Source organism: Rhodobacteraceae bacterium M385, assembly GCA_025141835.1.
Classification (GTDB): Bacteria; Pseudomonadota; Alphaproteobacteria; order Rhodobacterales; family Rhodobacteraceae; genus Gymnodinialimonas.
The window spans coordinates 2,665,212-2,678,290 of record CP081102.1; the positions used below are offsets into that span (position 1 = coordinate 2,665,212).

14 protein-coding genes, 1 tRNA gene and 1 riboswitch are annotated in these 13,079 nt (G+C 61.5%); of the genes, 6 read left to right on the top strand and 9 right to left on the bottom strand.

Features of this window, described 5'->3' with window-relative positions:
* Nucleotides 1-677: 677 nt before the first annotated feature.
* Nucleotides 678-2,081, top strand: coding sequence for a M10 family metallopeptidase C-terminal domain-containing protein (locus K3728_12990; protein UWQ97556.1), 1,404 nt, complete (start codon nucleotides 678-680; stop codon nucleotides 2,079-2,081).
* Nucleotides 2,082-2,150: 69 nt separating this feature from the next.
* Here the strand turns inward: K3728_12990 and K3728_12995 are convergent.
* Nucleotides 2,151-2,224 (bottom strand) — tRNA-Gly (locus K3728_12995).
* Nucleotides 2,225-2,394: 170 nt separating this feature from the next.
* Here K3728_12995 and K3728_13000 point away from each other — a divergent pair.
* The 4 genes from K3728_13000 (at nucleotide 2,395) to K3728_13015 (ending at nucleotide 6,126) form a co-directional block, all read left to right on the top strand.
* Entirely contained in the window at nucleotides 2,395-4,389 is a 1,995-nt protein-coding gene (locus K3728_13000; protein ID UWQ94614.1) for an EAL domain-containing protein, read from the top strand.
* Nucleotides 4,390-4,500: 111 nt separating this feature from the next.
* A riboswitch (cobalamin riboswitch) is annotated at nucleotides 4,501-4,707 on the top strand.
* 38 nt (nucleotides 4,708-4,745) lie between these two features.
* Nucleotides 4,746-4,925, top strand: a complete 180-nt coding sequence (locus K3728_13005; GenBank protein UWQ94615.1) for a CbtB-domain containing protein — start codon at nucleotides 4,746-4,748, stop codon at nucleotides 4,923-4,925.
* Between the two features lie 4 nt (nucleotides 4,926-4,929).
* Nucleotides 4,930-5,622 (top strand): CbtA family protein, encoded by a 693-nt coding sequence (locus K3728_13010; protein UWQ94616.1) that lies wholly within the window; start codon nucleotides 4,930-4,932, stop codon nucleotides 5,620-5,622.
* 27 nt (nucleotides 5,623-5,649) lie between these two features.
* A complete protein-coding gene (locus tag K3728_13015) occupies nucleotides 5,650-6,126 on the top strand; it encodes a hypothetical protein (protein ID UWQ94617.1) in 477 nt (158 codons plus the stop codon).
* Here the strand turns inward: K3728_13015 and K3728_13020 are convergent.
* The 7 genes from K3728_13020 to cbiE are packed head-to-tail and all read right to left on the bottom strand — an operon-like array spanning nucleotide 6,110 to nucleotide 11,594.
* A complete protein-coding gene (locus K3728_13020) occupies nucleotides 6,110-6,460 on the bottom strand; it encodes a DUF1636 domain-containing protein (GenBank protein UWQ94618.1) in 351 nt (116 codons plus the stop codon). The genes K3728_13015 and K3728_13020 overlap by 17 nt on opposite strands.
* A complete protein-coding gene (cobF, locus tag K3728_13025; GenBank protein ID UWQ97557.1) occupies nucleotides 6,457-7,197 on the bottom strand; it encodes a precorrin-6A synthase (deacetylating) in 741 nt (246 codons plus the stop codon). The genes K3728_13020 and cobF overlap by 4 nt, the downstream gene beginning before the upstream one ends.
* Before the next feature lies 1 nt (nucleotide 7,198).
* Entirely contained in the window at nucleotides 7,199-7,921 is a 723-nt protein-coding gene (cobA, locus tag K3728_13030; protein UWQ94619.1) for a uroporphyrinogen-III C-methyltransferase, read from the bottom strand.
* Nucleotides 7,918-9,234, bottom strand: a complete 1,317-nt coding sequence (locus tag K3728_13035) for a cobyrinate a,c-diamide synthase (GenBank protein UWQ94620.1) — start codon at nucleotides 9,232-9,234, stop codon at nucleotides 7,918-7,920. The genes cobA and K3728_13035 overlap by 4 nt, the downstream gene beginning before the upstream one ends.
* 1 nt (nucleotide 9,235) lies before the next feature.
* Nucleotides 9,236-10,030: a precorrin-4 C(11)-methyltransferase gene (cobM, locus tag K3728_13040; GenBank protein UWQ94621.1), complete on the bottom strand. Its 795-nt coding sequence runs from the start codon at nucleotides 10,028-10,030 to the stop codon at nucleotides 9,236-9,238.
* On the bottom strand, nucleotides 10,027-10,401 hold the full coding sequence (locus K3728_13045; protein ID UWQ94622.1) for a cobalamin biosynthesis protein: 375 nt from the start codon (nucleotides 10,399-10,401) through the stop codon (nucleotides 10,027-10,029). Before K3728_13045 ends, cobM begins: the two co-directional genes overlap by 4 nt.
* Nucleotides 10,398-11,594 (bottom strand): precorrin-6y C5,15-methyltransferase (decarboxylating) subunit CbiE, encoded by a 1,197-nt coding sequence (gene cbiE / locus K3728_13050; protein ID UWQ94623.1) that lies wholly within the window; start codon nucleotides 11,592-11,594, stop codon nucleotides 10,398-10,400. Before cbiE ends, K3728_13045 begins: the two co-directional genes overlap by 4 nt.
* Here cbiE and K3728_13055 point away from each other — a divergent pair.
* Nucleotides 11,593-12,357 (top strand): cobalt-precorrin-6A reductase, encoded by a 765-nt coding sequence (locus K3728_13055; GenBank protein ID UWQ94624.1) that lies wholly within the window; start codon nucleotides 11,593-11,595, stop codon nucleotides 12,355-12,357. The genes cbiE and K3728_13055 overlap by 2 nt on opposite strands.
* On the opposite strand, the gene cobJ is transcribed toward K3728_13055, so the two are convergent.
* On the bottom strand, nucleotides 12,321-13,079 hold the full coding sequence (cobJ, locus tag K3728_13060) for a precorrin-3B C(17)-methyltransferase (protein ID UWQ97558.1): 759 nt from the start codon (nucleotides 13,077-13,079) through the stop codon (nucleotides 12,321-12,323). The genes K3728_13055 and cobJ overlap by 37 nt on opposite strands.

A 13,079-nucleotide genomic window follows, 5' to 3' on the forward strand; every position in this document is an offset into this window, starting at 1 on the left:
GCCAAGACCAAAGCATGGCACAGAACGCGGGGACGGTTAACGCCTCGGGCGAAACCGTGGTGGAAGGGGCAGATGCAAGCGCGGACACGACCACCTTGGCCGAGATGGCGGTGGGCGCGTATTTCATGGGGGCTCTCTCGTCTGGCTCGGAAAGTGATTGGATCGAAATCACTCTAGAGGCCGGCACCTACACCCTTGCCGCCGTGGGGGTGGGCGCGTTGAACACTGCCGTCAACGACATCACGCTGACCCTGCGAAACGCTGCGGGAAACTACGTTGACTATGATGATAGCAACGGCCCCGGATTGAACGCGGATATCACCGTCGCCGTCAGTGAACCGACGACGTTTTACATTGATGTCGGCTCTTACAGCTTTGCCGACAGCGGCACCTATGGCGTGTCGGTCACCCAAGGCACCGTGGCCAGCTTCAACGCAGACATGGGCGCGGGCAATCTTTTGCGCCCGAACCAGGCATGGGTCACGACACCGGGTACCGAAGTATCGTTAACTTGGGCGATCCGGGCATCGGGGAACGATCCTTTAAACAACTCCCCTTCGATCGCCATGAACGCGGACCAAATTGCCCTCACCGAAGCGGCGATGGCCTATGTGGACGCAATCTCGGGTCTGAACTTCACGCAAATCGCGCCGGGGGGCACATCGAACAACGCGACCATGTTGTTCGGCGCCTATGAGGCAAACGACGGGTCAGGCGCCTACGCCTATTATCCGGGGTCGAACGGCGGCAACACCAATGCGAACGCGCTACAGGGCGACGTTTGGCTAAACAACTCCTCCTTCTACCCCGGCCAAAACTACGGCCCTGGCACCTATACCGGCTACACGATGCTTCACGAAATTGGCCACGCCATCGGCCTTGCCCACCCTGGCGACTACAATGCCACGCCCGGCGTCTTTTTCACTTACGACAATCACGCTCAATTCCTGCAAGATTCGCAGCAATACACGGTGATGAGCTATTTCGGAGAGACGAACACCGGCGTCAGCTACGGCCTTGGCTACCCCGATACCTTCATGCTGTACGACTTCATGGCGATCCATCAACTTTATGGGGCGGATGTTAATTACAACGCAGGCAATACAATCTATGGCTTCAACGCGACTGAGGCCGGATCGGTCTACGATTTCACCACCAACACGACACCGTTGATGACGGTTTACGATGGCCAGGGCACCGATACGATTGATCTTTCCGGCTACGCTATGGGGCAATGGTTAACGCTGGAAGAAGGGGAGTTTTCCAACCTTGGCGGCTATGTGGGCAACTTCTCTATCGCCTTGGGGGCAGTGATCGAAAACGCTTTGGGCGGCAGCGGCGCCGACACCATTACTGGCAATGACGGGGTTAATGTGATCGACGGCGGCGCGGGCGCGGATAGCCTTTCGGGCGGCGCGGGCGATGATACGCTTCTTGGTGGATCAGAGTTTGACTATCTGGACGGCGGAGAAGGACGCGACTCGATCGTTGGCGGTATGGGCAACGATACGTTGATCGGCGGGGGGCAGAATGATCGTCTCTCTGGCGGCAATGGTGACGATCTGATCCTTGGTGAGATGGGGGCCGACCGGCTTATCGGGGGGCGCGGCGATGATACGCTTGATGGCGGCAACCGAAAGGACATGCTGATCGGCGGAGAGGGTAACGATATTCTTTTCGGCGGCGCAGGCAACGACATGCTGCGCGGCGGCTCGCAAAGCGACTACCTAAAGGGCGATGCGGGCGACGATGTGCTATTTGGCGGCGCCGGGCATGACACGCTGATCGGCGGCGCAGGTAACGACACGATGACGGGCAATTTCAACGCCGATACTTTCATCTTCTTTGACGGCCACGGCGACGACGTCATCAGCGATTTTGAGGCGACGAATGATTACGAAAAGATCGACTTTTCTGGACTTTCCTCTTTGAACAGCCTCTCCGAAGTGCTCGGGACAGGCTCGGGCACTGCGGCAGCAGTGCAAGTGGGGGCAGATGTCGCGATCACTACGGGCGGGGGGACAATCTTGCTGGAAAGCGTTACCTTCGCAAATCTGGACGCTCAGGACTTCATCTTTTGATGGGGGTAGCAGGGGGCAACGACACAACCGCACCCTACCGGACCCGAAAAACACGCATTTGCTGAAGGTTGGAGCGGGCGACGGGAATCGAACCCGTATCATCAGCTTGGAAGGCTGAGGTCTTACCATTACACAACGCCCGCGTTGCACCGTTCGGATATTTCATTGCCGAATGCGGGTCAAGTTGCCATCAGCTGCAAATGCCGCGCGTTGGATGTTATCGCTCAGTTTCGCGCCACCAACACGGTTCGCCTTGTCCGCGATCAAGCGGCGTTGTCTTGCCCAGTAAGGTGTTGTCGGCTACGGCTTTAGGATGAATACGGCCGATCACACCCTGAGGATCGATCAATTTGCTGCCGCACGGAAACTGCGGACGCCGACTTGGGTGTACGATATCGACACCTGCCGGGTCATTCATGCCAACGCCGCCGCCTGCGCCCTTTGGCACGCCAAGGATGAGCAAGACCTTAAAAGCCGCGATATGTCCGAGGACATGACCGCCACCGTCGCCACCCGCCTGAAACAATACCAAGCCGATTTCGTCGCCCATGATGCCGTGTTCACAGAGCTTTGGACTCTGTTCCCCAATGGCACGCCCACAACGATCAAGCTTCAGTTCAGCGGTTTCCGTCTGCTGGATGGGCGCATGGCCATGCAGTGCGAGGCTTTGGGCGACACCGACCAAAATCCAGACAACCTGCGCAGCACAGAGGCGTTGTTGCACACCGACGTGATGATCTCGTTGTTCGGCGCGGACGGGCCAGCGCTCTATATGAACCCGGCAGCGCGGAAGGTTGTGTTGGATGCGAACAGCACCTTTCGGGAGATGTTCATCCGTCAGTCTGACCATGACATGATCGCGGACCAATTGCGCGACACAGGAGAGCATCGCCTGATCGCCGAAGTGTTTACCAAAAACGGCAACCGGTGGTTCGATATCTCGGCCAAGAAATGCGACGACGCCGCAACCGGGGAGCCCGCCGTTCTAGTCACAGCCATTGATGTGACAGAGTTGAAACTAACCCGCGACCAAGCCCGTTTTTTGGCGGACCGGGACCAACTAACCGGCTGTTTCAACAGATCTTATTTGCTTGACCACATCGCCAATCTGGCCCGCAAGGGCGCACGTCACATTGCGCTGATGTACTTTGACGTCGACCGTTTCAAGCAGATCAACGACACCTTCGGTCACGTGATCGGCGACAAAGTGTTGATGGAGCTCTCGGACCGGGCCATTGCCCGCGCACAAGAAGGCGATATCGTAGTGCGCCTTGGCGGGGATGAATTTGTCGTCGTCGTGAACCTGGATGATCCAGAAAATTGCCCCACACGGGCGGCGCAGTTCTTTGATGATCTGTCCCGGCCCCTTGATGTGGGACCAGACGCGATTAGCGCCAAGGTCAGTATCGGCATATCCGTATTTGACCCCGTGCAAACAGAGATTGAGACCGCGTTACGTCAAGCCGATATCGCCCTCTACCTTGCCAAGAATGCGGGACGAAATCGCTTTCTTTTCTATGATGAGAAGATGGGCGCAGAGATCGAGGCCCGCAAACGGATAGAGGCCGAGATTGAAGTCGCCCTCTCCAAGCGTCAGTTCGACCTTCACTATCAGCCGCGTCTGGACGTGAGTACCGGTACGATCACGGCAGTAGAAGGCTTGGCGCGGTGGTATCACCCGTCCCTCGGCTTGGTCTTGCCCGATGATTTCATCCCAATTTGCGAGGATACAGGGCTGATCCACGCGCTTGGCCGGCAAGTGTTGGAGATGGGATTTTATCAAGCAATTGAATGGCATAAGGCGGGTCTTGACTTGTGCCTCTCGCTGAATATCTCGCCCCGGCAGTTCCTTGGTTCTGACCTGATGGGCACCCTTAAAGCCTATGCCAGCCGCCCCGATTTCCCCACCCATAAGATCGAACTGGAAATCACCGAAAGGGCTTTGATCGAGGATCAGGAAGGGGCTGCGGTACAGTTGCAAGCGATCAGCGATCTGGGGTTCAAAATCTCGATTGATGACTTCGGCTCAGGCTATTCCAACTTGGCCTATATCTCTCGGTTTCCGCTGAATTGCTTGAAGATTGATCGCTCGTTCATTGGGCAATGGCCGAGTTCGGGGCCGATCATTCGCCTGATCCTTGCCCTCGCGCAGCAACTGGACGTGAACGTTGTAGCCGAAGGGGTGGAAACCCAGGCGCAGTTCGATTGGTTGCGGGACGAGGGGTGTGCTCAGATTCAAGGTTTCCTCGTCGGGAAGCCGCTTAGCGCGGATGAACTGCTGCCTTTGTTGCAAGAGGCAGGGCTATAACGCGTCGTACCGGGCCTGCCATAGGTCGCGAAAGGTCCACAATCACGGCAAGCACGGGTTCTAAGACCCGGTTGATGTGCATTCCGTTTGACAGCGCCCGCGCCCCTCTGTCATTGAATAGGAACATTCGGTTTCCCAAAGCACGCATTTGCCGAGGGAATATAGAGGGAATGCAGTGCGGCCATCCGGCCAACTCTGCAGCTGCCCCCGCAACTGTAAGCGGTGTGTCAGGTTGTCGATGCCACTGGAGCGATCCGGGAAGGCCAACCAGACCAACAGCCGCGAGCCAGGAGACCTGCCGATTGTGCAAACGCAAACGGGCCGTCGGGTGTGACGGCAACAAGGAGCAAGACAAGATGACGACACAAACGCAAAACCTGACCGGCGCCAAAACTGGCCTGTCCACCATCGGCGCGGCCCTTTTGGTTGCTGCCATGGGCATCGGCCTGATGTTCGTAACCGGACACGTGCAGGCGGCAACGCTGCATGATGCGGCCCACGACGTGCGCCACGCCACTGGCTTCCCCTGCCACTAAGCAGATGTTTACACGCCTTTTGACCAGCGCGTTGTTCGCTGGTGCTGCCTCGGGGTTGATTGCCGCCCTGTTGCAGCTTTGGTTTGTGCAGCCTGTCCTGCTCCATGCTGAATTATACGAGACCGGGGCGTTGCTTCACTTCGGCGCAAACTCCAATGTGCCCGCGGTCCAAGATGTGGGCGGCATTGATCCGTTGCGCGATGGTCTTAGCATTGTGTTCACCATGTTGGTTTATTCTGGCTACGCGATGGTGCTGCTTGCCGCGATGTCCGTGGCCGAAGAACGCGGCGCGATCATTTCGCCGCGCAATGGGTTGATCTGGGGCATTGCGGGCTTCGTCGCGGTGCATCTGGCGCCGGGCTTCACCCTTGCGCCGGAAGTGCCCGGTGTGGCCGCTGCCGATGTAACTTTGCGCCAAATCTGGTGGTTTGCCACTGTCATCATGGCCGCCATTGCCATGGGGTTGATTGGGTTTGGTAAAAGCTGGATGGCTTGGTTAAGCGCGGCGGTCCTGTTGCTCGCCCCTCACGTCTATGGCGCGCCCGAGCCTGAGGTTTTCACCGGCCCCGTCCCGACAGAGATCGGCGCCCTCTTTGCGGCACGCGCCTTGGGCGTCGGCATGGCGGCCTGGGTCCTTCTGGGCACCTTCGCAGGCTTCTTCTGGTCGCGGCGCATCGGCGCATCAGACCCCGCGTAACCCTTTGATCCGGAACGGAGATCCTAGATGAACACAGGTCTACCCCTTCTGGTTATTGGCCTTATTTTTGGCGGCGGCATCGGCTTCACGATTGCTGCCGCCAATGGCATCACGCTCGACGGTCACGACCACAGCGCCCATGGCGTTGCGGGCCACGGCGAGATGGATCACGACACAGTCCTGTCCCTGCCCGCCTCGGCCACAGCCCCGACCCTTGCGGTCACCGTGACACGAGACCCGATGGCGGGCTATAACCTCCACATTCTGACCGAGAACTTCACCTTTTCCCCGGAAAACGCGAGCCTTTCTCATGTTGAAGGCCAAGGCCACGCCCATGTTTATATCAACGGGGTGAAGTTGGGGCGGTTCTACGGGCCTTGGGTGCATCTCGATCACCTGCCCGAAGGCGAAGTGACGGTGGAAGTCACCCTAAATGCTAACGATCACAGTCCTTTAGCGGTCGAACAAACGCCGCTTCGTGCCAGCGTCACGATCCAGAACTAAGCGCTGGTACGCGACCTTTCAGGCAAAGCCGCAGACGACCGCAGGCGGTTGCATCCTCGATCCAACCCGCTGGCGCGTTCAGGTAGGTGGCAACCGTTGCCACGATATCCGCACGATCCGCGACCGGGTCGATCCCGGCGAAGAAATACGTGGCCCGGCCCGGTCCCTGCACCGCGAGGCTGACTGGGCTGGCGCAGGCGTTCATGCAGGGCTGCGCCACGACTTCTGCGGCCAGTCCCGCTGTTGTAAGCGCTTCTTGCAAGCCATCGCGTGCCTGCGCGAAACCGGACGGCGCGCAAGTTGCACAAAGGTGGACGACAGCGCCGAAGGTCATTCTAACCCCTTGGGGCGCAACAGATATGTATCCATAATCCACCCATGATCCGCCCGCGCCTGAGCGCGCGCCTCGATGATCCGCGGCCCTGCCTCTGACAAGGAACCATGGTCGAGAATCTCCTCCTCCATCCCCAAATAGGCGCCCCACCAGATCAACAGATCATCGCGGTCGAGGGTTTGGAAACTGCATTCGCCGTCCAGCATGACGACAGCCGTTTCAGCCCCCTTGGGCCAGCCAAGTTCCCGCAGGCGACGCCCGGTTGTGACCGTCACAGCCCCCGCGAGGGTGTTGAAGGTCAGCCCATGGGCCGCCGTCAACGCCTGAAGCGCCGTGATGCCCGGCAGCACACGCAATCGCGGCGCAGGCGTAAGGCGCGTGGCGATACGCAGCGTGCTGTCATAGAGCGATGGGTCCCCCCATACCAACAAGGCAATCGGGCCGTTGGGCGAAGCCTCGGCAATGGCGGCTTGCCAGCGACGGGCGATTTCGTCATGCCACGCGCGCACGCGGTCCTTGTAGGGGATCGCGGGGTTGCGTGTGGGGTAGTCGAATTCGACAACCTGCGCCACCGCACCCGCATCAGCGATAATCCGGTGCCTTAAGCCCGCAAGATCGGATTTGTCAGGCCCCTTTCGCGGCACAAGGATCACCGCGGCATCGCGCAAAGCGCGCTGCGCCTCCAACGTGATATGCGCCGGGTTTCCGGTGCCAATGCCAATCAGCCAGAGGTCCATCTTAGCGTTCATCTGCTAACGGACCGTAAAGGATCAATGCGGGTGCGGTGCCCACCTCGGCTGTCAGTTTTTTCGCAAGTGCGCCCAATGTCATCCGGTGCAGGGCTTGCTCCGGGGTGCTGACGGCCTCGGCCAGGATGGCGGGCGTGTCTGCGGGAAGCCCCCGTTCGATTAAGGCCGCGGCCAGTTTGGGAAACGTCCGTTTACCCATGAAAATCACGGTGCTAGCCGTTCGATCCGCAAGGGCGTTGAGGTCAATGTCCTCGGGCAGTTCACCGGTCGCATCATGGCCGGTCACAAATTGCACCCGCCGCGCCGTCAGCCGCCGGGTCAGCGGAATGCCCGCCGCCGCCGCCGCCGCGATGGCAGACGGCACGCCGGGGATAATCTCATATTCAATCCCCGCCTCCCGCAACGCGACAAGCTCTTCTTCCAAGCGCCCAAACAGCCCGCTGTCGCCAGATTTCAGCCGCACAACGCGCTGGCCTGTCTTCGCATAATCCACCAGAAGGCGGCTCACGTGGCTCTGTTTCGGGGAGGGCCTTCCGGCGCGTTTGCCGACCCCCACAAGATCCGCCCCGCTTTGGGCATGGGACAGGATCGGCCCAGACGACAGGTCATCAAACAGCACCGCATCGGCGCGTTTCAGGCGATCCACGGCCTTGAGCGTCAGCAATTCCGGGTCACCGGGGCCGGAGCCCACGAAAGAGACAAAGCCGCTCATGCCACGTCCTCTGCGATCATGTGGAAGAAGGTGCCGGTCACATTTCCCCGTACAGATCCGGTCTGTGCGCCGGGCTTTCCGTCGGCGTCAAAGACCTCGGCCAAGGGGCGGTCAGGCTGTTGAAGGATGCTGGAATAGTGAAACTCATGGCCGCGCAATGCCGCACCTACCGCAAATCCCGGCATGTTTTCTGCAAGAACTGCACGACGATAACCGAGGTTGAACTTACGCTTCTCGTATGACGTTTCCAGACCCAAGAGCCCCGCCATCTCGTGACGTGTGCCATCTTTGTCGATCAGCCCCGCCCCAAGGGCCATGTAGCCGCCGCATTCGCCGTGCACAGGCTTGGTTTCCGCGTGCTGACGCAAGGCCGCGCGGAAAGTTGACGCCGCAGCCAAGGCGCCCGCGTGTAACTCTGGGTAGCCGCCCGGCAACCAAACGAGGTCCGCGTCAGGCGACGGAATTTCGTCCCCCAGGGGGGAGAACGGCGTGATCTCGGCCCCAGCCTCGCGCCACCCTTGCAGCAGATGCGGATAGGTGAAAGAGAACGCCGCGTCGCGGGCCAATGCGATGCGCTGTGCGGGCGGTTTCGGCAAAGCGCCTCCGGGCACAGCAGGCCCCGACATCGCTGCCGCGCGGATTGCGGCGAGGTCCACGTTTTCGCGCAAGAAGGCGGCGTAGCCGATGATCGCGGCCTCCAGATCGGGGTGTTCAATCGCTTGGATCAGACCCAAGTGCCGCTCAGGCAAGGCAAGGTCCCCGCGTCTTGGCAGAACGCCAAGCACTGTCAGGCCCGCGTGATCCATGCCGCGGCGGATTAACCTTTCGTGCCGAGGAGAGGCGACGCGGTTCAAGATTACCCCCGCGATGGGCAGATCGGGGTTGTAGGCTTGAAATCCCAAGGCCGTGGCTGCCGCAGACTGCGCCTGACCGCCGGCGTCGATGACCAGTACCACCGGCCAGCCCATGCGTTGCGCCGTTTCGGCCGAAGACCCGAAGCCGCTTTGCCCCCGCGTTGCGACGCCGTCGTAAAGCCCCATGGATCCTTCCGAGATACAGATATCCGCCCCTTCAGCCTGCGCAGAGATGGCGTTGAGCAAGCTGTCATCCATCGCCCAAGTGTCGATATTGAACGACGCCCGGCCAGAGGCCGCGTGGTGGAAAGCGGGATCAATGTAGTCGGGGCCGGATTTGAACGGCTGCACAGTTAGCCCATCATCGCGCAGTGCCCGCAAAAGACCGAGCATAACGGTGGTTTTGCCCGTCCCCGACGAGGGGGCAGAGACCAGAAGGCCGGGGGGAAGCATGTTCATCTCAGTCATCTCCATGCTGCCATTCAGACCAAGGGCTTTGCGCCGTTTGGGGCCGGTAGCGGCGATCATAATCCGCCGCGTAAAGGCGGCTTTCAGTGAAGTCTCGGGCGCCAATGGCAGGGCCCACAAGGATCAACGCGGTCCGCGCAATCGTTGGGTCCATGGCCTCTTCCAGCGTGCCAAGGCGGGCGCGGATGATCTTCTCATCCGGCCAGGACGCGCGATAGATCACGGCCACGGGGCAATCGGCCCCGTAGTGGGGCAGCAGATCGGCGACCACTTGGGGCAAGTTGCCGATTGAAAGGTGCAGGGCCAATGTCGCGCCGGTTTTGCCAAAGTTCTCAAGACTTTCGCCATCGGGCATGGAGGACGCACGCCCCGGTGTGCGGGTCAGGATCAGCGATTGCCCCACCCCCGGCAGGGTCAATTCCTGCCCAAGGCTCGCGGCAGCCGCCGCGAAAGAGGGCACGCCGGGGGTCACCGTGAAAGGGATGCGCAGGGCATCAAGGCGGCGGATCTGCTCGCCCATCGCCGACCAGACGGACAGGTCACCGGAATGCAGCCGCGCCACGTCTTTGCCCGCATCATGGGCCACGGCGATGGTACCGACGATATCATCCAACGACATCGGCGCGGTGTTGATGATCTGCGCCCCTTCAGGGCAATGTTGCAAGATCGCCTCGGGCACCAGCGAACCCGCATAAAGACAGACCGGGCAAGCCGCGATCAGGTCGCGCCCCCGCAGCGTCAGAAGGTCCGGCGCGCCGGGGCCTGCGCCGATGAAATGCACGGTCATGATGTTTCTCCTTCCGGCAATGTGGACGCGAGCGCGCAGGTTGCCAAGCGGTCCGCCGAAATCACACGCGGGGCCAACAACCGGGCACCGGGGCCTGCGGCGGCCAGCGCTGCGGCCTCGGCCACGGAGCCGACGTCGCGTTGATTTTGTGAGGCAGTTGAGAGGGTCAAGGTCGCCTGCTTGGTCAGCTCATCTGGCAACACCCCTACAAGGGGCACTGCCACTTGACTGGCAAACGCAATCATCGCGTCAGAACGCGCCTTATCGGCAGCAGTGGCCAAGCGCCCCGCGCCGCCCCCTGCCCGTCCGTAAGCATCGGCCAAGCTATCTGCCGTGGCAGAGGCGCGGAATCCGAAACCTGCGACGATCATAGAACCACGCTCCATTGCACCACGGGATAGGCCGATTGCCACGCCTGTTTCGACCCAAGAGCGCGGGCATGGGCGATTTCCACACGCATCAAATCGCCGCCATGGCGGGCATGGGCGGAGGTCAAAAGGGCTTCTGCCTCTAGGGTGACACCATTGGCCACGATCCTTGTGCCGGAAGGCAGGGCCGTGACTCTCGCCAGTAGCGCCTCGGACAGACCGCCGCCGATGAACACAGCATCGGGCTGTGGTAGGTTTGCAAGCTGCGCTACGCCATCTCCAAGGTGGAGCGTGATCCGGTCCAAGCCAAAGGCCGCCGCATTGGCGCGGATCAGCGCGGCGCGATCTTCGCGGATCTCGATCACGCTGGCAGTGCAGGTACGATGCGCCAAGGCCCATTCCACCGCGATGGTGCCAGAGCCGCCGCCAATGTCCCAAAGATGCTCGCCCGCGCGGGGGGCAAGGGCCGAAAGGGTCAACGCGCGCATCGGGCGTTTGGTCATGACGCCGTCTGTCTCAAACAGCTCATCCGGGCGGCCGGAGGCCAAGGGGATCGCCGCGCCCTTCCCGGCCACTTGCAAAGCGACACAGAGGGGGGCCGCGAAGGCGCCCGTCTTCGCCGCTTCAACATCGAGCGTTTGCAGTTTTTCGCGCGGCCCGCCAAGCGCCTCTGCCACGGTGAGGGAGGTTTCCGCGAAGCCCTCCGCCTCTAGGTAGGCGGCCAATTCCACCACTGCGGCCCCGTCACGCAGTAGCACAATCGCCCGAAGGCCCGGGGCCAGATAGGGCCGCAACCGTGCCAGAGGGGCGGCATGGAGGCCGATGCAAAGGGTATCTTCCACGGGCCAGCCCATCCGCGCCGCCGCGAGGGTAAAGACCGACGGCGCCGGAAGCGCCTGCCACTCGGACCGGTCAAACGCTTGTGAAATGGCCCGTCCGGCCCCGTACCAAAACGGATCGCCTGATACGAGCACCACGACCCGCTGCCCTTTCAGACCCTTAAGCAGGGCAATCCCATCGGCAAAGGGCACCGGCCATTCAATGCGCCGGGCGCTGCCACCGGGCAAAAGGCCCAAATGCCGCTTCGGTCCCATGATGATTTCGGCCCGCGCCAATGCCTCGGCGCTTGCGGGGGACAGTCCGTCCGGTCCATCCTCGGTCAGTCCGACAATCGTGATCCACGGAGCTTCAGCCATGACACCCAACCTTCTGATCCTTGGCGGCACGATGGAGGCAACGGCGCTGGCCCGCGCGGTGGCCGAAGCCGGGATTGCGGGCGTCGTGTCCTTTGCGGGACGGGTGGAGCGGCCCGTGCGACAACCCATGCCGCAGCGCGTCGGCGGCTTTGGGGGGGCGGACGGATTGGCGGATTACCTGAGGGCCGAGAAGATCACCCATGTTGTTGATGCCACCCACCCCTTTGCTGCGCAGATGAGCGTCAACGCGATCTCCGCTTGCGCCATGGCTGAGGTGCCGCTGCTCGCGCTGACCCGTGCCCCTTGGGAGGCGCAGCCGGGCGACAACTGGACCCATGTGCCCGATATTTCCGGCGCGGTCGCAGCCTTGGACCGCCCTGCCCTGCGCGTCATGTTGGCCGTGGGCCGGATGCATCTGGCTGACTTCGCGCCGAACCCGCAGCATTTTTATCTGTTGCGTCTGGTGGACCCGCCCAAGGCCGCGCTGCCCCTGCCGCGCACGAAAGTTCTGGTGTCGCGTGGGCCGTTCACCTTGGCCGATGACCAAGCCCTGATGGAGGCCCATAACATCGACCTCGTGGTGTCCAAAAACGCGGGTGGCACAGGCGCTTACGCCAAGATTGAGGCAGCCCGCGCCCTTGGCTTGCCGGTCATCATGATCGACCGCCCTGCGATCCCGAACCGCCCAGAGGCCCACGGGGTCGCGCAAGTTTTGGCGTGGCTGGGTCATCCCGCATCCTTCGCCACGAAGCGCGGCGTGTAAACAATCGGCGCGCCATCGCGGGGGATTACCCGCGTCTGGGAAGAGCCGACTAATACCACGGTGCGCATGTCCGCCATGTCGGGCGTCGCTTCCGACAAGGTAGTGACGTTGATCGCCTGTTCCGGCGTGGAAACGGCGCGGGCAAAGATAATCAACCGCTCCGGCTCGCAACATTCGCGCAGAATATCGAGGGTTTTGACAAACCCCTCGGGCCGCGATTTGGAGCGGGGATTGTAAAAAGCCATGGCGAAATCCGCCTGTGCGGCAAGGCGCAAACGGCTCTCGATCAGGGACCAGGGCTTGAGGTTGTCGGAAAGGTTAATGCAGCAGAAATCATGCCCCAAGGGCGCGCCGGCAGCAGCAGAGGCGGCCAGCATGGCGGTGATGCCGGGCAGGACGCGAATATCGAGCGCGCGCCATGCCTGTGGCCCCGCCTCAACCGCCTCAAACACCGCCGAGGCCATGGCGAAAACGCCGGGATCACCAGAGCTGACCACCACAACCCGGCGGCCTGCCTGCGCCATTTCCAGCGCATGGGCGGCGCGGTCCAATTCCACCCGATTATCGCTTTCGTGAAGGGTCAGGCCCGGGCGCGGCGCAATGCGGCGCACGTAGGGAATGTAGCCCACGATATCGGTGGCCGCGTCAATCGCGGCTTTTGCATCGGGTGTTATCAACCCCTCTGCCCCCGGCCCGAGACCGGCGATCACGACCCAACCCAT